This window comes from Streptomyces sp. NBC_00210, from assembly GCF_045160975.1.
Lineage (GTDB): Bacteria > Actinomycetota > Actinomycetes > Streptomycetales > Streptomycetaceae > Streptomyces.
On sequence record NZ_CP108120.1, the window covers coordinates 4570100 to 4589472 of the forward strand.

14 protein-coding genes and 4 tRNA genes are annotated in these 19373 nt (G+C 69.2%); 9 read left to right on the plus strand and 9 right to left on the minus strand.

Features of this window, described 5'->3' with window-relative positions; translation table 11 throughout:
• Window positions 1-24 precede the first annotated feature (24 nt).
• On the plus strand, window positions 25-1119 hold the full coding sequence (gene purM / locus OG729_RS20795) for a phosphoribosylformylglycinamidine cyclo-ligase (RefSeq protein WP_405807596.1): 1095 nt from the start codon (window positions 25-27) through the stop codon (window positions 1117-1119).
• Window positions 1120-1194: 75 nt separating this feature from the next.
• Here purM and OG729_RS20800 read toward each other — a convergent pair whose 3' ends face one another.
• Window positions 1195-1446 (minus strand): DUF3073 domain-containing protein, encoded by a 252-nt coding sequence (locus OG729_RS20800; protein WP_360873139.1) that lies wholly within the window; start codon window positions 1444-1446, stop codon window positions 1195-1197.
• 279 nt (window positions 1447-1725) lie between these two features.
• Window positions 1726-2808, minus strand: a complete 1083-nt coding sequence (locus tag OG729_RS20805) for a Leu/Phe/Val dehydrogenase (RefSeq protein WP_405807597.1) — start codon at window positions 2806-2808, stop codon at window positions 1726-1728.
• Window positions 2809-2963: 155 nt separating this feature from the next.
• Here OG729_RS20805 and OG729_RS20810 point away from each other — a divergent pair, with 155 nt between their 5' ends.
• Window positions 2964-3803 carry a hypothetical protein gene (locus OG729_RS20810; RefSeq protein ID WP_360873145.1) on the plus strand — a complete coding sequence of 280 codons (840 nt, stop codon included), beginning with the start codon at window positions 2964-2966 and terminating at the stop codon, window positions 3801-3803.
• Window positions 3804-4290: 487 nt separating this feature from the next.
• A complete protein-coding gene (bldC, locus tag OG729_RS20815; protein ID WP_003949541.1) occupies window positions 4291-4497 on the plus strand; it encodes a developmental transcriptional regulator BldC in 207 nt (68 codons plus the stop codon).
• A 333-nt stretch (window positions 4498-4830) separates the two neighbouring features.
• Here bldC and OG729_RS20820 read toward each other — a convergent pair whose 3' ends face one another.
• The 7 genes from OG729_RS20820 to OG729_RS20850 form a co-directional block, all read right to left on the minus strand.
• Complete coding sequence (locus OG729_RS20820) at window positions 4831-5265, minus strand: DUF6274 family protein (RefSeq protein ID WP_405811208.1); 435 nt, start codon at window positions 5263-5265, stop codon at window positions 4831-4833.
• A gap of 47 nt (window positions 5266-5312) precedes the next feature.
• Window positions 5313-5387: transfer RNA gene (locus OG729_RS20825), tRNA-Asp, on the minus strand.
• Window positions 5388-5479: 92 nt separating this feature from the next.
• Window positions 5480-9409 (minus strand): ATP-dependent RNA helicase HrpA, encoded by a 3930-nt coding sequence (gene hrpA / locus OG729_RS20830; protein WP_405807599.1) that lies wholly within the window; start codon window positions 9407-9409, stop codon window positions 5480-5482.
• A gap of 190 nt (window positions 9410-9599) precedes the next feature.
• Window positions 9600-9676, minus strand: a tRNA-Phe gene (locus tag OG729_RS20835).
• 22 nt (window positions 9677-9698) lie between these two features.
• Window positions 9699-9773 (minus strand) — tRNA-Asp (locus OG729_RS20840).
• Window positions 9774-9812: 39 nt separating this feature from the next.
• A tRNA-Glu gene (locus tag OG729_RS20845) sits at window positions 9813-9885 on the minus strand.
• Between the two features lie 64 nt (window positions 9886-9949).
• Window positions 9950-11563, minus strand: coding sequence for a metallophosphoesterase (locus OG729_RS20850; RefSeq protein ID WP_405807600.1), 1614 nt, complete (start codon window positions 11561-11563; stop codon window positions 9950-9952).
• Window positions 11564-11637: 74 nt separating this feature from the next.
• Here OG729_RS20850 and OG729_RS20855 point away from each other — a divergent pair, with 74 nt between their 5' ends.
• From OG729_RS20855 to OG729_RS20880, 6 genes are all read left to right on the plus strand, one after another.
• Complete coding sequence (locus OG729_RS20855; protein WP_360873154.1) at window positions 11638-11988, plus strand: metallopeptidase family protein; 351 nt, start codon at window positions 11638-11640, stop codon at window positions 11986-11988.
• Complete coding sequence (crcB, locus tag OG729_RS20860) at window positions 11985-12479, plus strand: fluoride efflux transporter CrcB (protein WP_360873157.1); 495 nt, start codon at window positions 11985-11987, stop codon at window positions 12477-12479. The genes OG729_RS20855 and crcB overlap by 4 nt, the downstream gene beginning before the upstream one ends.
• Entirely contained in the window at window positions 12476-12838 is a 363-nt protein-coding gene (locus tag OG729_RS20865; protein ID WP_360873160.1) for a CrcB family protein, read from the plus strand. The genes crcB and OG729_RS20865 overlap by 4 nt, the downstream gene beginning before the upstream one ends.
• A gap of 201 nt (window positions 12839-13039) precedes the next feature.
• Window positions 13040-13507 (plus strand): hypothetical protein, encoded by a 468-nt coding sequence (locus OG729_RS20870; RefSeq protein ID WP_360873163.1) that lies wholly within the window; start codon window positions 13040-13042, stop codon window positions 13505-13507.
• A gap of 240 nt (window positions 13508-13747) precedes the next feature.
• Complete coding sequence (locus tag OG729_RS20875) at window positions 13748-15916, plus strand: DEAD/DEAH box helicase (protein WP_405807602.1); 2169 nt, start codon at window positions 13748-13750, stop codon at window positions 15914-15916.
• A gap of 215 nt (window positions 15917-16131) precedes the next feature.
• Window positions 16132-19212, plus strand: coding sequence for an FG-GAP-like repeat-containing protein (locus tag OG729_RS20880; RefSeq protein ID WP_405807604.1), 3081 nt, complete (start codon window positions 16132-16134; stop codon window positions 19210-19212).
• Window positions 19213-19373: the final 161 nt, after the last annotated feature.

Here is a 19373-nt window from a genome sequence, read left to right on the forward strand (position 1 = left end):
AGTACGACACGAAAGTTCTCCAGCATGCCTGCTGAATCTTCTGAGCGTGCTCCGCACGCGGGCACCGGTGCCAGCTACGCGGCCGCGGGCGTCGACATCGAAGCGGGCGACCGCGCCGTCGAGCTGATGAAGGAGTGGGTGAAGAAGACCCGGCGCCCCGAGGTCCTCGGCGGCATCGGCGGCTTCGCCGGTCTCTTCGACGCCTCGGCCCTCAAGCGGTACGAGCGCCCGCTGCTCGCCTCCGCCACCGACGGCGTCGGCACGAAGGTCGACCTCGCCCGCAGGATGGGCGTGTACGACACGATCGGCCACGACCTCGTCGGCATGGTCGTCGACGACCTGGTCGTCTGCGGCGCCGAACCGCTCTTCATGACCGATTACATCTGCGTCGGCAAGGTGCACCCCGAGCGGGTCGCCGCCATCGTCAAGGGCATCGCCGAGGGCTGCGTCCTGGCCGGCTGCGCGCTGGTCGGCGGCGAGACCGCCGAACACCCCGGGCTGCTGGGCGAGGACGACTTCGACGTCGCCGGCGCCGGTACGGGAGTGGTCGAGGCCGACCGCCTGCTCGGCGCGGATCGTATCCGTACGGGTGACGCGGTCATCGCCATGGCGTCCTCCGGCCTTCACTCCAACGGGTACTCGCTGGTCCGCCACGTCCTGTTCGACCGGGCGAACATGTCCCTGGACCAGCAGGTCGAGGAGTTCGGCCGGACGCTGGGCGAGGAGCTGCTCGAGCCCACCAAGATCTACTCGCTGGACTGCCTGGCGCTCACCCGGACCACCGAGGTGCACGCCTTCAGCCACATCACCGGCGGCGGTCTCGCCAACAACCTCGCCCGGGTCGTTCCGGACGAGCTGCACGCAGTCGTGGACCGCTCGACGTGGACGCCGGGCCCGGTCTTCGACCTCGTCGGCAAGGCCGGTCAGGTCGAGCGCCTGGAGCTGGAGAAGACCCTCAACATGGGCGTGGGCATGATCGCCGTCGTCCCCGAGGAGTCGGTGGACGCGGCGCTGACCACGCTCGCTGACCGTGGCGTCGACGCATGGGTCGCCGGAGAGATCACCGAGCGCGGTGACCACGCGACCGGCGCGACCCTGACGGGTACGTACGCACAGTGAGAGCGGCCGCAAGCTGAACAGCACAGAACCCGGTCCGGGGGCAGCCCCGGACCGGGTCGGTGTGTCAGTGCAACGTCAAGCGCCGCGGCGCTGTGACGACGGACCGGACTCGTCGTCCTCGTCATCGTCGTCGTTGTACAGGTCCGCGTACTGTGCGTACGGGTCGTCTTCCTCGTCGTCGTCCTCGAACGGCTCGCCGTTCGGAGGCTGACTCGAAGTCGAAGCGCCCAGCTCGTTGGCCAGACGCGACAGGTCAGTCCCGCCGCTGTTGTACTTCAGCTGGCGGGCGACCTTTGTCTGCTTGGCCTTGGCCCGGCCGCGCCCCATGGCTCGACCCCCTCGGTGACGGGGCTCGACGGCCCCAGAGTCTTGACACGCGTTCATGATTCAGAACGGGCTCTCCGTGGAGAGACCGGTCCGTAGGGCTTCAACGGTACCTGCTTCCGCGGCCATACGGTACGCCGCCCGCATGACGCGCCACTTCGCAGAACCCGCGAGGAGCCCTGTCCTCGCTGGTCAACTGCGATTTTAACCTCTTCTTGGCAGTCGACCCGCCGACCGGGGTGAGTCTTGTCTCCCAGGTCGGCGGGCCGGGCCCGGCAAGGATCAGCGCCGGCGGGCCTCCGCCATGCGCTGCTCGGCGATCCGGTCCGCCGCGGCGGCCGGCGGAATGCCGTCTTCCTTCGCACGCGCGAATATCCCCAGCGTGGTGTCGAAGATCTTCGCCGCCTTCGCCTTGCAGCGGTCGAAGTCGAAGCCGTGCAGCTCGTCGGCGACCTGGATCACTCCGCCGGCGTTGACCACATAGTCCGGGGCGTAGAGGATCCCGCGGTCCGCGAGATCCTTCTCGACACCCGGGTGCGCGAGCTGGTTGTTGGCCGCGCCGCAGACCACCTTGGCGGTGAGCGCGAGCACGGAGTCGTCGTTCAGCGCGCCGCCGAGCGCGCACGGGGCGTAGACGTCCAGACCTGCCGTACGGATCAGGGCTGCGGTGTCCGCGACTGCTGTGACCTGCGGGTGCTTGTCGAGAATCCCCCGTACGGACTCCTCGCGCACATCCGTGATCACGACCTCGGCGCCGTCCTGCAGCAGATGCTCGACCAGGTGGCGGCCGACCTTGCCGACCCCCGCGATGCCGACCGTGCGGCCGCGCAGTGTCGGGTCGCCCCACAGGTGCTGGGCGGAGGCCCGCATGCCCTGGAAGACGCCGTAGGCGGTCAGCACGGACGAGTCGCCGGCGCCGCCGTTCTCGGGGGAGCGACCGGTGGCCCAGCGTGTCTCGCGGGCCACGACGTCCATGTCGGCGACGTACGTACCGACGTCGCAGGCCGTCACATAGCGACCACCGAGGGAGTCCACGAAGCGGCCGTAGGCGAGCAGCAGCTCGTCCGTCTTGATCCGCTCGGGATCACCGATGATCACGGCCTTGCCGCCGCCGTGATCGAGTCCGGCCATGGCGTTCTTGTACGACATCCCCCGGGAGAGGTTCAGCGCGTCCGCGACGGCCTCTTCCTCGGTGGCGTACGGGTAGAAGCGGGTGCCGCCGAGGGCCGGGCCCAGGGCGGTCGAGTGGATGGCGATCACGGCTTTCAGGCCGGAGGCGCGGTCCTGGCACAGCACGACTTGCTCGTGGCCGCCCTGGTCGGATCGGAACAGGGTGTGCAGGACGCCGTCGGTCAGATCGGTCACGGTGGTGACTCCCAAGTACGAAGCGGCGGATGAAGGGCCTCCTGTGGGTGGGGAAGGCCCAGTTGGGGATGAGGGTAAGTCCTACGCGGGCGTAGATCCGACGCAGTGCTGAGGATCACCCCCTGGCGGAGTACCGGCGTGGAAGGATTTGCCGCATGCCAGCGCTGTCCTCGGTCCTCGTCCCGTACGCGGCCTACCTGCGGGTGTACGAGCCGCTGGCGGCCTTTCCCGAGCCTGAACGGGGCCACTGGGCCCGCTATGCGCGCCGGGAGCGCACCCCCACCGCGCAGGACGAACTGCGTCGCTCGCTGGCCGACTTGCTGCCGACCCCGCCGGTCCCGGTGCCGGTCCACGAGAGCGGCGACGCCTTTGTGGCGGAGGCGGACGGGGTGGTGTGCGTCTGTCCGTGGCGGACCCGGCTGCGTGGCTGGCTGGCGCTGGAGGAGCTCTCCGAGCAGCTGCCGGCCCCGCTGCTGGACGCGGTGCTGCCGCCGGTGGTGCGCGGGCAGGCGGCCGCGGACTACGAACAGTGGCGCGAGCGCAACCCCGACGCCAGGCCGTGGATCAGGACGGCGGTCTGGCAGGTGCCGGTGCGCTGGTTCGTGCTCTTCTCGGACGACGAGCGGGAGTACGAGCCGGCCGGGACGGCTGCCCCGCGCATGCGCTACCGGACGCCCATGGTGCAGGCCAGGCGCCGGGTGGCGCGGGCGCTGAAGACGCTGCGGGAGACGATCGACGAGGGCCCGCTGACCGAGGGCCTGGTAGATGTGGGGCGGTGGCTGGAGGAGTTCCATCCCCGTTCCCTGGTCGAGCTGGACTACGGCGGCCTGGTGCACGCTCTGACCGGAGCGCAGCTCGACGAGGATCACTCGGCCGCGGATCTGGCCGCGGGGATCGCGGCGCTGCGGGCCGGCGACGGCGAGGGGGCGGGCGAGGCATACGCCCGTCTGGTCGATCGATGGCGCGCTGTGAGGGACCTTCAGTTCGCCAACTGAGCGTTTCTGGCGATCATTGAGCATCATTGACTCCCTCGGGCCGGGACGTAGGTCCCGTACCGGGCCTTTGTCTCAAGCGTGACGGACGGCACTTACCTGGGCCTTGCGCCCATCACCTACCCTCGTGTCAAAATAGGACAAGGAGCCCGGCGAGGGCTCCTTCCGTCCAACTATGGTCGGAATTCTCGGCATTGCGCACTGTGGGGGGTCTGGTGACTCCTGATCGCTCTGTGACTGATCGTCACTGTGGCGTGACTGTCCGCTATGGCATGGTCCATCGGACTTCCGCCGTTGATGGACACCTCAGAGGGCAATTCCATCGGTTTGGCCGACGTGGCTGGACGGATGGTGTAGTTGTAGTGCCGAGGACAAGCCGTTCGTCCTATAACCGACTCGACCCGCGTCCGCCATTTCGGGCAACGCGGGTCAAGGTGCAGAATTTAGAGGAAAGAACCGAGAAGGTTCGGTTCTCCCGAGGAGGCCGCTCATGACCGCTCGCACCCCTGATGCCGAGCCGCTGCTGACCCCGGCTGAGGTTGCCACGATGTTCCGCGTGGACCCGAAGACGGTCACCCGCTGGGCCAAGGCAGGCAAGCTCACGTCCATCCGCACGCTCGGTGGACATCGTCGGTACCGCGAGGCAGAGGTCCGCGCACTGCTTGCGGGTATTCCGCAGCAGCGTAGCGAGGCCTGAACACCCACTGATCGGGCATTTTCGGGACCCCCATCCCGGCAAGCCCCCCTATAGCTCCACATGACGGTCGTCTGCCCCAACGGACACTTCGTCATTGATCGCGCTGGACTCCGCCGGGTCCAGCGCGATTTTTCTTTGTGCCCGGGGATGGGTGGGGATGGGTCCGGATGGGTGGGGAAGGGGGGCGTGTGGTTGCCCGGGGAGGTGCTCAGCAGGTGGTGCAATTGCACATATTAAATTGGTTGGTTGTAGGAAGGGGGTAAGTTCCCCGGTTCCGGAAACGGATTCGGTGACACCCGTCACACTGCACAACTCTTGCCAATGCAGGGCCAGTCAGTCAGGGGTTGGGCCTCGGTCCTCCGGCTGCGGGGTGCTTGTGGAAGGTTCCATGGCGAGCCGCTGGAGGCGATGGCAGATGGGGCAGTGCCGCGTGAGGTGTCGATAGCCGGATGCGGCCTTCAGATGGGCGCGCAGAAGCGCCTTGGTCTCGTGCTGCCTCGCTGCGGACGCCGCCATGCACGTCACCTCCGGTGTGTGCCGTCCCTTATGGATTGGGTACCGGTGGCAGATGACGCCGTCAAGACGGCGGGACGACGGTTGCGGCGCGTGTGACGCCTGAGCCCCGTGAGCCGGGGCTCCGCCCCGGATCCTCCCCCTACGCCCTGCGGGCGTGGGGCGACCCCCACTCCTCAATCGCCGGCGAGGCTTGATCTGCCCGGGCCCTTGTCGGGGCTGCGCCGCGGCCTCCGGCGGCCCGGGCCGGCGCATGACGAAGGCCCGCGTCCATCGCTGGATGCGGGCCTTCGTAATCACTGCGGTCCTGACGGGATTTGAACCCGCGGCCTCCACCTTGACAGGGTGGCGAGCACTCCAAGCTGCTCCACAGGACCATGTTTCGCAGCCGTCATGTGCGTTGGCTGCGAGAGAGACTGTACAGCAGGTCAGGCCGTGCGGTCGAACCCGATGCAAGCCGCCCCGCCGGTCACGGCGCCGCCGCGTCGATCGCCTTCACGATGCGCTTGTCCGAGACCGGCTGCGCCGTGCCCAGCGCATGCGCGAAGTAGCTCACCCGCAGCTCCTCGATCATCCAGCGGATGTCCAGGACCTCCTGCGGAACCGGGCGGCCCTGCGGCATCTGCTCCAGCAGCCAGGCGTACTCGTCCTGCATCTCGTGGACCTTCTCCATGCGCGTCGTGTCGCGCTGGACAGCCGTCGGCATCTGCTGCAGGCGGCGGTCGACGGCGACCAGGTAGCGCATCAGGTCGGGCAGGCGGCGCAGACCGGTCGCGGTGACGAAGCCCGCCGGCATCAGGGCCGCCAGCTGCTCCCGTACGTCCTGGACGTTCTTGACCAGCGCCAGGCTGTTCGTGGCCTTCAGACGGCGCTCGCACGCCTGCCACGCGGCCAGGATCTGCTGAACCTGGTCCACCGTCCGTACGGTCGTGTCCACGAGGTCCGCCCGGACCTTGTCGAACAGCTTGCGGAACGACTCCTCGTCCCACGCGGGCCCGCCGTGGTCCGAGATCAGCTTGTCCGTCGCAGCCATCGCGCAGTCGTCGAAGAGCGCCTGGATCGAGCCGTGCGGATTGCGGGACAGCGCCAGCTTCTGCTGGTTGGTCAGCTTGTCCGAGGCGAACTTGGCCGGATTCACCGGGATGTTGAGCAGGATCAGCCGCCGCGCGCCCCGCCACATCGCCTGCTGCTGCTCGGCCTCGGTGTCGAAGAGGCGTACGGAGACGCTCTCGCCGTCGTCGACCAGCGCCGGGTATGCCTTGACCGGCTGGCCGGCGCGCCGGGTCTCGAAGACGCGCGACAGCGTGCCGATCGTCCAGTCCTTCAGGCCCGAGCGCTCGATGGACTCGCCCGAAGGCCCCGCGGTCGCCGCCGCGGCCTTGGACAGCGCCTGGCGTGCCTTCGGCCTCAGCTGGAGCTTCAGCGCCTGAAGGTCCTTGCCCTCGGCGAGCTTCTTACGGCGCTCGTCCACGATCCGGAACGTGATCTTGAGATGGTCCGGGACCCGGCCCAGATCGAAGTCGTCCGCCGAGACCGGGACGCCGACCATGCGCTGCAGCTCGCGGGCGAGCGTGGTGGGCAGCGGCTCCTGGAGGGGCACAGCCCGCTCCAGGAAGGCCTTCGCGTAGTTCGGCGCCGGGACGTAGTGCCGTCGGATCGGCTTGGGGAGGGAGCGGATCAGCTCCATCACCACGTCCTCGCGCAGACCCGGGATCTGCCAGTCGAAGCCTTCGGAGGTGACCTGGTTCAACACCTGCAACGGAACGTGCACGGTCACGCCGTCCGCGTCCGCGCCCGGCTCGAACTGGTACGTCACACGGAACTTCAGCCGATCCTGCCGCCAGGAGTCCGGATAGTCGTCCTTGGTGACCGACCCGGCCTTCTCGTTGATGAGCATCTCGCGCTCGAAGTCGAGAAGTTCGGGCGAGTCCTTGCGCTTGTGCTTCCACCAGGAGTCGAAGTGCGCGCCGGACACCACATGTTCGGGAACGCGCTGGTCGTAGAAGTCGAAGAGCGTCTCGTCGTCCACCAGGATGTCGCGGCGGCGGGCGCGATGCTCCAACTCCTCGACCTCGGTGAGGAGTTTGCGGTTGTCCGCGAAGAACTTGTGGTGCGTACGCCAGTCACCCTCGACGAGGGCGTTGCGGATGAAGAGATCGCGTGAGGTCTCCGGGTCGATGCGCCCGTAGTTCACCTTGCGCTGGGCGACGATCGGCACGCCGTACAGCGTGACCCGCTCGTACGCCATCACGGCGGCCGCGTCCTTCTCCCAGTGTGGCTCGCTGTAGGTGCGCTTGATCAGATGTCCGGCGAGCGGCTCGATCCACTCGGGCTCGACCTTGGCGTTGACACGGGCCCACAGCCGGGACGTCTCGACCAGCTCCGCCGACATGATGAAGCGCGGGGGCTTCTTGAAGAGCGCCGAGCCGGGGAAGACCGCGAACTTGGCGCCACGCGAGCCCAGATACTCGTTCTTGTCGGTGTCCTTGAGGCCGATGTGCGAGAGCAGACCGGCCAGCAGCGAGGTGTGTACGGACTGTTCGGGAGCGACCGTGTCCGCCGAGGGCTCCTCGAGGTGCAGGCCCATCTGCTTGGCGACCGTACGCAGCTGGGCGTAGATGTCCTGCCACTCGCGGATGCGCAGGAAGTTCAGATACTCCTGCTTGCACATCCGGCGGAAGCTGGAGGAGCCGCGCTCCTTCTGCTGCTCGCGGATGTACCGCCAGAGGTTGAGGTAGGCGAGGAAGTCGGAGGTCTCGTCCTTGAAGCGGGCGTGCTGCTGGTCGGCCTGCGTCTGCTTGTCGGCGGGCCGCTCGCGCGGGTCCTGGATGGAGAGCGCGGCCGCGATCACCATGACCTCGCGCACACAGCCGTTCTTGTCGGCCTCGATGACCATCCGGGCCAGCCGCGGGTCGACCGGCAGCTGCGAGAGCTTGCGGCCGAGCTGGGTGAGCTTCTTCCTGGGGTCCTTCTGCGCCGGGTCGAACGCGCCCAGTTCCTGCAGCAGCTGAACGCCGTCGCGGATGTTGCGGTGGTCCGGCGGGTCGATGAAGGGGAACTTCTCGATGTCGCCGAGGCCGGCCGCGGTCATCTGGAGGATGACGGAGGCCAGATTCGTGCGCAGGATCTCGGCGTCCGTGAACTCCGGGCGGGAGAGGAAGTCGTCCTCGTCGTACAGCCGGATGCAGATGCCGTCCGACGTACGGCCGCAGCGGCCCTTGCGCTGGTTGGCGCTGGCCTGGCTGATCCGCTCGATGGGCAGGCGCTGGACCTTGGTGCGATGGCTGTAGCGGGAGATACGGGCGTTGCCCGGGTCGATCACGTACTTGATGCCGGGGACGGTCAGCGAGGTCTCGGCGACATTGGTGGCCAGGACGATCCTGCGGCCGGTGTGGGGCTGGAAGACGCGGTGCTGCTCGGCGTGCGAGAGCCGCGCGTACAGCGGCAGTACCTCGGTGAATCTGTACTGCTTCTTGTTGAGCGCGTCGGCGGTGTCGCGGATCTCGCGCTCGCCGGAGAGGAAGACCAGGATGTCGCCCTTGCCCTCGGTCTGGAGCTCCTCGACGGCGTCGCAGATCGCGGTGATCTGGTCGCGGTCGGAGTCCTCGCCGTCCTCTTCGAGGAGCGGGCGGTAACGGACCTCCACGGGGTACGTACGGCCGCTCACCTCGACGATCGGGGCGTCGCCGAAGTGCCGGGAGAAGCGGTCCGGGTCGATCGTCGCGGAGGTGATGACCACCTTGAGATCGGGGCGCTTGGGCAGCAGCTGGGCTAGGTAGCCGAGCAGGAAGTCGATGTTGAGGGACCGCTCATGGGCCTCGTCGATGATGATCGTGTCGTAGGCGCGCAGCTCGCGGTCCGTCTGGATCTCGGCGAGCAGGATGCCGTCCGTCATCAGCTTGACGAAGGTGTCGTTGCTGACCTGGTCGGTGAAGCGGACCTTCCAGCCGACGGCCTCGCCGAGGGGCGTCCGCAACTCCTCCGCGACCCGTTCGGCGACGGTGCGGGCGGCGATCCTGCGCGGCTGCGTATGGCCGATCATGCCGCGTACGCCCCGGCCGAGCTCCAGAGCGATCTTCGGGATCTGGGTCGTCTTGCCAGAGCCGGTCTCGCCCGCGACGATCACGACCTGGTGGTCCCGTATCGCCTCGAGAATCTCGTCCCGCTTCTGGCTGACGGGCAGCTGCTCGGGATACGTGATCTCCGGCACCCGTGCGGCGCGCGTGGCCGTGCGGGCGGCGGAATGCTCGGCCTCGGCGGCGATCTCGTCCAGCACGGCCTGCCGAGCCTCGGGCTTACGGATGCGGCGGGCGCCTTCGAGACGGCGGCCGAGCCGGTGGGCGTCGCGCAGTGACGCCCCGGCCAGCAGGGTCTGAAGGTCTGCGAAGGAAGTAGACATACGGACCCCAGGATCGCACCCCCGGGAAACCACTGGCGAACGCATTTGGCCCCCGAGCGGTGCGGTGTGGACCAGATCCGTCCACTTCCGAAGCAACCTCCCAAAAAATTCGACAGCAAGGGGGAACGCGTTCGGCTGCCTCCGGCAGGTACGACGAAAGCCCCGGTCCGCTGGGGCCGGGGCTTTCGGATGGTGGCTGGGGCCGGGGTCGAACCGGCGACCTATCGCTTTTCAGGCGATCGCTCGTACCAACTGAGCTACCCAGCCACGCGGCTCTCGCGAGCCGCAGCGGTCCTGACGGGATTTGAACCCGCGGCCTCCACCTTGACAGGGTGGCGAGCACTCCAAACTGCTCCACAGGACCAAGCAATGTGCGAGCACAAGTCTCGCACATGGTGATGCGTGCCCCCAACGGGATTCGAACCCGTGCTACCGCCTTGAAAGGGCGGCGTCCTGGGCCACTAGACGATGAGGGCTAAGGGCCCACCTGGGCGCTTCGCAGCGCGTCGGGGACGTGAGAAGCATATGGGATGCGGGGAGCTATCGCCAAAACGGTTTACGGGGGTCTGGAGGTCGCCCCCAGGACAACGCAGTGGGAGAGGGCGGGGAGGTGGGGGAAGCCGGGCTCGGGGACGGCGTGGCGCCCGGGTGGTTCTCCTCCGGCAGATGGCGGCTGACCTCGGCCGTCGTCAGGCCCAGGCCCCCCAGCGTGATCTCGTCCCACGCCTGCAGCCGCCTCGTCGTACGGTCCAGATACAGGACCGACGCACGCACCTTCTCCGGCTTCTGGTTCTGGACCGCGCGCAGGCCTCCGCCGCCCGTCGAGCCCTCGATCTTCAGACGGGTGCCGAGTTCGAGCACCTGTGTCTCGCGGTGGTGGACATGGCCCGCCAGGACCAGCGGAACCTCACCGTCGGTCTCGCGCGCCGCGACCGGGTTGTGGGTGACCGCGATGTCGACGGGCGTGTGCGCGCGGGCCTGGTCGCGCAGGGCCGAGGCGAAGCGGATGCCCGTCATGCGCTCGGCCGGGTCGCCCTGCGCGACGATCGAGCGGTCGGGGGTGAACTGAGGGTCGCCGAAGCCCGCGATGCGCAGGCCCGCCACCGTGACCGCCCGGCCGTCGTCGAGCACATGCACGTTCTTCATGCGGGAGAGATACGCCTGCGTGATGCGGGAGTCGTGGTTGCCGCGCACCCAGATGTAGGGCGCGCCGAGGTCGGGGATCGGGTCGAGGAAACCGTTCTCGGCGGCGGTGCCGTGGTCCATCGTGTCGCCGGAGTCGATGATCACGTCGATTCCGTACTGCTCGACGAGTGAGCCGATGATGTGCCACGCCGCTGGGTTGAGATGGATGTCGGACACATGCAGCACCCGCATCGTGCTCGGGTCCGGCCGGTACGTCGGGAGCGTCGACGCTGCGTCGTACAGCTTGGTCACATTGGTGACCAGGCGCGCCAACTCCTGCTGGTAGACGTCGAATTCGGTGACGATGGAGCGCGCGTTTCCGACGACCGACGGGGCGCTGGAGAGCAGTCCGGAGAACCTCGGCTCCAGGACGGACTTCGGGTTCCAGGTGGCGTAGGCGGAGATACCGGAGGCCGCGAGGAGCGCGAGCGCCAGACCGCCGGCGGCGAGTGCCCGGCGCGGGCGACGGTAGACGGCGAGACCGAGGGCGGTCGCGCCGGAGACGACGGCGACGCAGGAGCGTACGGCCAGCTCGGTGGTGCCGTCCGCCACGTCGCGGGCGACCTCGTCCTGGAGCCCGGAGAGCCGCTCGGGATGTTCGACCAGGGCCTCGGAGCGGGCCGGGTCGAGCCGGTCGACGTCGACGTCGAGGCGGATCGGCGCGACATGGGAGTCGAACTCCAGGGCGCCGAGCGGGGAGACGTTGATCTTCGTGCCGCCGGACAGGGACGGGCGCAGGGTCATGCTGGTGTCCATCGGGCCGACCGGCGCACGGACGCTGCCGACGATCAGCAGGCCGAGCCAGGCGCCCAGCAGGACCACGGCGGTGAGGCCCAGCGCACGGACCCACGGGTGCGGGGTGTGGACAAGGATGCTGGTGGGGCCGGTGCGGCGCGAGCTGTAGTGGCGCCGGAGCCGGGTGAGCGCGGCTCGTATCGATCGGTTCGGTTCTGCGGCTTGGCGGGCCATTGGTCCCGTATGCCCACCCGGGCGGGCAGCCATGCCGGGGCGACCGGCCGGGCGCCGTACGTGACAATGGCCACGTGCTGGAGATGACGCGCGAGGAGTTCGAGGAACTGGTCGCCGAGGCCCTGGACAGGATCCCGCCGGAGCTGACGCGGCTGATGGACAACGTCGCGGTGTTCGTCGAGGACGAACCCGCCACCGACGACCCCGAGCTGCTCGGGCTCTACGAGGGGACTCCGCTCACCGATCGGGGCGAGTGGTACGCGGGCGTGCTGCCGGACCGGATCACGATCTACCGGGGGCCGACGCTGCGGATCTGCGAGACCCGTGAGGACGTGGTCGAGGAGACCGAGATCACGGTGGTGCACGAGATCGCCCACCACTTCGGGATCGACGACGAGCGGCTGCACGAGCTGGGGTACGGGTGAGCGGCCCCGGCGTGCCGGAGGCGATCGATCCGGACGTCGATCTCCATGTGCCCGCGCAGCGTGCGGAGACCGCCGGCCGTCACAAGTGGCCGGTGCTCGCGGTGATCTCGCTGGGGGGTGTGGTCGGGTCCCTGGCGCGGTTCGCGGCGTCGAGGATGTGGCCCGTGGACGACGGCGGGTTCCCGTGGGCGACCTTGGGGGTCAATGTGCTGGGCTGCGCGCTGATCGGGGTGCTGATGGTGCTGGTCAGCGAGGGCGGCCGGGGTGGCAGGCCCGCGCATCCGCTGGTGCGGCCGTTCCTCGGCGTGGGCGTGCTCGGCGGGTTCACGACCTTCTCGACGTATGTACTGGACTTCACCGATCTGCTGGAGCGTGCGGAGGCCATCACGGCGCTGACGTACGCGGTCGCGACGGTCGTCGGCGCGATGGGCGCGGTGTGGCTGGGGGCTTCGGCGACCAGGGCGGTCCTGACCCGGGCGGCAGCGCGGTGAACTGGCTCCTGGTGGCGATGGGCGCGGCGGTCGGTGCGCCCCTGCGGTATCTGACGGACCGTGCGGTGCAGGCGCGGCACGACTCGGTGTTCCCCTGGGGGACCTTCGTGGTCAATGCGGCGGGGAGCCTGGTGCTGGGCGTGCTGTCGGGGGCGGCAGTGTCCTCGGCGACGTACGCGCTGCTCGGTATTGGCCTGTGCGGGGCGCTCACGACGTACTCGACGTTTTCGTACGAGACGCTGCGGCTGGCCGAGCGCGGCTGGAGTTTCCTGGCGGCGGCGAATGTGGCCGCGTCGTTGCTGGTGGGGCTCGGATCGGTGTTCCTGGGCGCGGAGTTGGCGCGCGGGTTTACGCAGTAGGGGCAGCTGTCCTGGTGGTGCGTGCCGCGTCCCTTGTGCGACGTGGGGCGTGACCCTTGTGGGGGACAGGGAGTTGGGCAGTGAAACCTGTGCTCCCGTGACCCGGAGGTGCCGCTCGTGCGCCAGTTGTCCGCCCCCGGCCGTTTGGCTGTCTGGATCGCCACTGCGCTGGCGGTCGCAGCCTCGGCAGGCTGTATAAGCGTGAGCGACGACGAGGGCGGCAAGCCTGCGCCCCGTTCGACGACGGACCGGCGTGGGACGGTGGCCGAGCCCGACGGCGGGCAGGGGGTGCCGGGCGGCCGGCACGCCAGTGCGGGCCACGGCTCGGACGCGTCCGACGGGGGCGCGGCGGGAGCGGGCGCGTCGCCGAGCCCGAGCGGTACGGCGGGCCCCAGCGCGGGCCCCGCACAGCAGCGGCCGCAGCCGCCCCGGGGGGCCGAGCCCACGCGAGGCGGAGCTTCCCCTTCCGCGCAGCCCTCGCAGCCGCAACCGCAGCCTTCGCCGTCCGAGCCGCCGCCGGTGAGTCCCACACCACCGCCGAGCGAGCCGACCGATCCGCCGCCGGCGTCGTCCGCGCCTGAGGTGCGGGCGGGGGCGATGCCGGCGAACGTGCAGGGGTACGGAATGCGTACGGAACCGGCCGCGTCACCCCAGCAGGGACCCATGTGATCAGTCGCGCGACGGCCCCGCGGTGCCCGTGTAACGGGAGTCACTCGGGCGAGGTTTGCCTTCGGTGGGGGAGGGTGCGTATGGTGGTAGATCGTTTGATCCCATTGCCCGGCGCCGACACAGAAGAGCGCCGCGTGGCGCGTACTCTCCCTAGCCGTGGCTGACCGCATTGAGGCGGTCGAATTGCGAAATCACGGAGTTTGGGCGCGTGCCGAGACTCCGGAAGGTTTCGCATTTCGCATGTCCACTTTCAGTACTGATCACGCCGTCATGCCCGAGAACGAGTCCGCCGAGGCCGTCGTCGAGACGTCCCCCGAGACCGTCGACACCGCTCCCGAGACCGCTGTCGACACCGCTCCCGAGGTCACCTTCGGCGACCTTGGCCTGCCCGAGGGCGTCGTCCGCAAGCTCGCGCAGAACGGCGTGACCGTCCCCTTCCCGATCCAGGCCGCGACCATCCCGGACGCCCTGGCCGGCAAGGACATCCTGGGCCGCGGCCGCACCGGCTCCGGCAAGACCCTCTCCTTCGGCCTCCCGCTGCTCGCCACCCTGGCCGGCGGCCACACCGAGAAGAAGAAGCCCCGCGGCATCATCCTCACCCCGACCCGTGAGCTCGCGATGCAGGTCGCGGACGCCCTCCAGCCCTACGGCGACGTCCTCGGCCTCAAGATGAAGGTCGTCTGCGGCGGTACGTCCATGGGCAACCAGATCTACGCGCTCGAGCGCGGCGTCGACATCCTCGTCGCCACGCCGGGCCGACTGCGCGACATCATCAACCGCGGCGCCTGCTCCCTGGCGAACGTCCAGGTCGCGATCCTCGACGAGGCCGACCAGATGTCCGACCTGGGCTTCCTGCCCGAGGTCACCGAGCTGCTCGACCAGGTTCCGGCCGGCGGTCAGCGCATGCTCTTCTCCGCGACGATGGAGAACGAGATCGGCACCCTGGTCAAGCGCTACCTGTCCAACCCGGTCAGCCACGAGGTCGACAGCGCTCAGGGCAACGTCACGACCATGACGCACCACGTGCTCGTCGTGAAGCCGAAGGACAAGGCGCCGGTCACCGCCGCCATCGCCGCCCGTAAGGGCCGCACCATCATCTTCGTCCGCACCCAGCTGGGCGCGGACCGGATCGCCGAGCAGCTGCAGGACACGGGCGTCAAGGCCGACGCGCTGCACGGTGGCATGACGCAGGGCGCCCGTACGCGCGTCCTCGAGGACTTCAAGAAGGGCTACGTCAACGCGCTCGTCGCGACCGACGTCGCCGCCCGCGGCATCCACGTCGACGGCATCGACCTGGTCCTGAACGTGGACCCGGCCGGTGACCACAAGGACTATCTGCACCGCTCGGGCCGCACCGCCCGCGCCGGCAAGTCCGGCACGGTTGTGTCGCTGTCCCTGCCGCACCAGCGCCGCCAGATCTTCCGCCTGATGGAGGATGCGGGCGTCGACGCCTCGCGCCACATCGTCGGCGGTGCCGGCGCCTTCGACCCGGAGGTCGCCGAGATCACCGGCGCCCGTTCGCTGACCGAGGTCCAGGCCGACTCCGCGAACAACGCCGCGAAGCAGGCCGAGCGCGAGGTCGCCGACCTCACCAAGGAGCTGGAGCGCGTGCAGCGCCGCGCGGCCGAACTCCGCGAGGAGGCCGACCGCCTGGTGGCGCGCGCGGCGCGCGAGCGTGGCGACGACCCGGAGGCGGCGGTGGCCGAGGTGACGGAGGCCGCGGAGGCCGAGGTCGAGGCGGCGGTATCGGTGCCTGAGCAGCCGACCGAGCGTCCGGCGTACGAGCGCCGCGACGACCGGGGCAACTTCGAGCGCCGTGGTGGCGACCGTGGCGGGTTCCGTCGTGACAACGACCGTCCCTCCGGCGGCTTCCGCTCCGGCGGCGACCGTCGCGATGACCGTGGTGGCCGTTCCTTCGAGCGTCGTGACGACCGTGGCGGCGAGCGCGGTGGGTTCCGTCGTGACAACGACCGTCCGTCGGGTGGTTTCCGTCGTGACAACGACCGTCGCGATGACCGTGGTGGCCGTTCCTTCGAGCGTCGTGACGACCGTGGCGGCGAGCGCGGTGGGTTCCGTCGTGACAACGACCGTCCCTCCGGCGGCTTCCGCTCCGGCGGCGACCGCCCGACGGGTGGCTTCAACCGTGACCGTGACGACCGTGGTGGCCGTTCCTTCGAGCGCCGTGACGACCGTGGCGGCTTCCGCCGCGACGACCGCCCGTCCGGCCACCGCGGCAGCGACCGCCCCTTCAACCGCGACCGCCGCGACGACCGCCCCGCGAGCGGCTTCCGCTCCGGCGGCGACCGCCCGTACGGCCGCCGGGACGAGCACCGTGGTGGCAGCACCGGCACGAACACGGGCTCTTTCGGGCGCCGTGACGACAAGCCGCGCTGGAAGCGCAACGGCTGACCTGACCTGACGGTCTGACTGGCAGGGCCCGTACGGCACTTGGGTGTCGTACGGGCCCTGTTTGCTGCTGTGGGGCTGCTGTTACGATCCGTCCACTCGCGTGGGGGATTCTGCCGGGGGGCAGCTCAACAAGATTCCGGTGCCGGAACAGGTGCTTGGTCCCTCCATGCCATCTTCTTGTCCTGGGGAGGGACTGAGTGGCCCATCGTGCCCTCATGCGCGCCGCCGTGGCGGCCGCCGTTGCTTTCACCTTGACCGCCGGGCTCGCTTCCGCCAACTCTCAGGCCGCACGTGGTGACGCGACCGGCGCCGGGCCGGCTCCATTCCCGGGCGCCGTGGAGATTCCCGCGGCCTACGCAGCCAAGGAGCGAGCCCTTTATCTGCAGGGATCGCAGGACTCTGGACCTGGTGGCGCCGGAGCGCTGGGCTTCTTCAACCAGCCGGACGGCGCGACCCGCATCCAGTGGACGCGCTACTCCGACGGCCAGTCGTTCTCGGCCGCGTCGACCCGCACGGAACCTCGGATCTTCATTCACACCTCCGGGAGCGACACGCTCGCCTATTCGCGAGCAGGTGAAGTCGAACTGCGCGACATGGCTCGCGGCACGACTGCATTCGTGAAGATCCCGGGCGGCCTTTCCTACGCTCGGACGTACGGCAACACGGTCGTCGCCGTGAAGTACGCGTCTCCTGCGTCTGACGCTCAACCGGTCCCGGTTGAGGTCCACCTTTTGGATGTCGCCGACGACGGCACCACCCGCGACAGGCTCGTCGGCGGTTTGCCCGAAGGAGCCCGCCTCGTGGACTCCCCCGTGTCAGGCGGAGACGCGTCCTCTCTCCTGTTGTCTGTCGACCTGGCCGGTGCCAGAAGTCTGGCCGCCGTCGATATCACCACGGCGAAGGTCACCGGCCGCACCGCACCGGTCGGCGGCAGTGTGGCCACGCTGCTGACGCCTCGTCACGTGGCCTGGTACGACAGAACCCAGCCCACCGTGCTGAACGTCGTCCCCCGAGACGATCTCTCGGCCGAGCCCGTCCGCGTCCCGAAGCTGAAGAGTTCGTTCCGGCCCGTGCTCGTCGGTAACTGGCTCGTTGAGGCCACCGGCGGCTCGGTCGGGATCAAGGCCACGCCGCTCGCGGGCGGAGAGCCCCGGAAGTTGCTTGCGCGTGCCGGGTATTCGAGCCCCATCACTCCGGGACCGGACGGCTCCGCCGTGGTGGTCGGTGGCATCACGGGTCCCTTGGACTGGGGTGCCTACCGCGTGACCGAAGGCGCTGACGGTGCCCCGCAAGTGTCAAGGGTGCTCGATCTGGCGGCCGTGCCGGCCAAGGTTCAGGGCCTCGCAGTCGGCGGGGGCACTCTGTTCGTCGGGGACGACAGCAGCGGCAAGCGCCATGCCTATACGCGGGAACTCCATGTGCAGGGGACGCCCGAATATGGCGAGCGCGGATCGGTCATGGAACTCGGCGGTGAGTGCCTGCCGTCCGCCCCCGACTGCCACGCGCTGTACTCCGACGGCGGGGACCTGATCAGCCTCGCGCACAAGGCGGACGCAGACGACCAGATCGTGACGCGCTACGGCTCCGCCGTGCCCACGGGCCTGTCCGGCGGGACCATCACCGACGCGGCCGACCACTATGTCGTCTACACCCACGCAGGGACGAACCAGCAGACCGTCTACAACACCGGGGCCGCCACCGACATCAAGCTGCTGACACGCACTCCGGTGGCCTCTGCCCTGTGGGCCGGCACGCTGTGGAGTGCGACCGGGAACACCGGCAGCGTGACCGCGTACGACCTGGCGGCGAAGAAGCCCGCCGGCGAGGTCGACACGGGCTCGGGCTGCACCCCCGAGGAGCTTCAGGCCCTCGGTCGCTGGCTGTACTGGTCCTGCGGCACCCGGGCCGGTGTGTACGACCGTACGGCGAAGAAGTCCGTCCCCGTACCGGCCGATGAGGCGCTACTGGGCGACGGCTATCTCGTACGGCACAACAAGCCCGACGGCAAGCTTGAACTGACCGACTTCACCTCCGGCACGGCGGTCAACAGCCCGCTGGCCGACTTCCCCGCCACTCAGCGGCCGCAGCGCCGGGTGACCTGGACGGTCGACAAGTTCGGTGGTCATGTCGCGTACTCGGATGCCGCTCAGCGTGTGCATGTGGTGCCGGTGGGGGTTGCCACCCAGCCGCTCAGTGGGTGGGCCACCTTGTACCAGCACTCCGGGACCAGCGCGGGAGCCGATGCGGACGACTACACCGACACCGGGCAGTTCTGGGTACGTCTGTCCAAGCCGGCCGGTGACTGGACGCTGACCCTCAAGGACCCCCGTACAGGGAAGACCGTCCGCACGCAGACGGGCGGCGAGGCCCGGCACACCCTCTACGCCACATGGACAGGGGTCTCGGACGGCGGCACCCGGCTGGCCAACGGCCGCTACACCTGGACCGTGACCGCTCGGCCCGCCGACGGCCATGGTGCCCCTGGGGTCTGGAGCGGCACCTTCCAGCAGATCTACGGAACGCCCGCGTGGCGGGACGTCTGGGAGCGGGACGCGATCGGCGACCTGATCACCCTGAGCAAGGGCAATCCGATCATGTCCATCCGGCCGGGCCGGAGCGACGGAACGATCGGCGGATACGAAGGAGGACCCGTCCTCGACGACCGGGCGAAGATCGTCCCGATGGGCGATCTGAACGGGGACCGGTGCAACGACTTCCTGGTCCGCCGCTGGCCGGGACGGCTCTATCTGATGGACGGAGGCTGCGCCAGGTACTCGTGGCCCGAGGTGCCGGACAAGCTGGTCGGCAGCAGCGGCTGGAACCAGTTCGACGTGCTGGTCTCCCCCGGCGACCTCACCGGCGACGGCCGCCCCGACATGCTGGCCCGTCAGACGACCACGGGTGATCTCTTCCTGTACGCGGCCAACGCCTCGGGCGGCGGAGTGCGCGCGGGCGTTCGTATCGGCAGGGGTTGGAAGAACCTGCTGATCGTGGGTGCGGGCGATCTGAACGGCGACGGCAAGGGAGATGTGCTGGCGCGCGATGCCTCCGGGGCGCTGTGGCGCTACAACGGCACGGGGCAAGGCACCCTTGCGAACCGGGTCAAGGCCGGCAGCGGCTGGCAGATCTACAACGCGGTCGTCGGCATCGGTGACCTCACGGGCGACGGCAGGGCCGACCTGGTGGCTCGTGACATGGCGGGCGTGCTGTGGCGCTACAACGGCACCGGACGGGGCACCTTCACGGCCCGGGTGAAGATCGGGACCGGCTGGCAGAAGTACGCCGAGCTGTTCTGAGGACCTCAACCGCCGGGAAGGGTCCGTCATCCCCGCGGTGAACCACAGGGCCCTTCCGCTTTCCGTTGCTTTCACCGGCTCCGGCTGGCAGACGTACAAGTCTCTGTCCTGACCGGTCGGTTGACGGCAGAGAGTGTGACCGCCCGCAGATCGCGGACAAC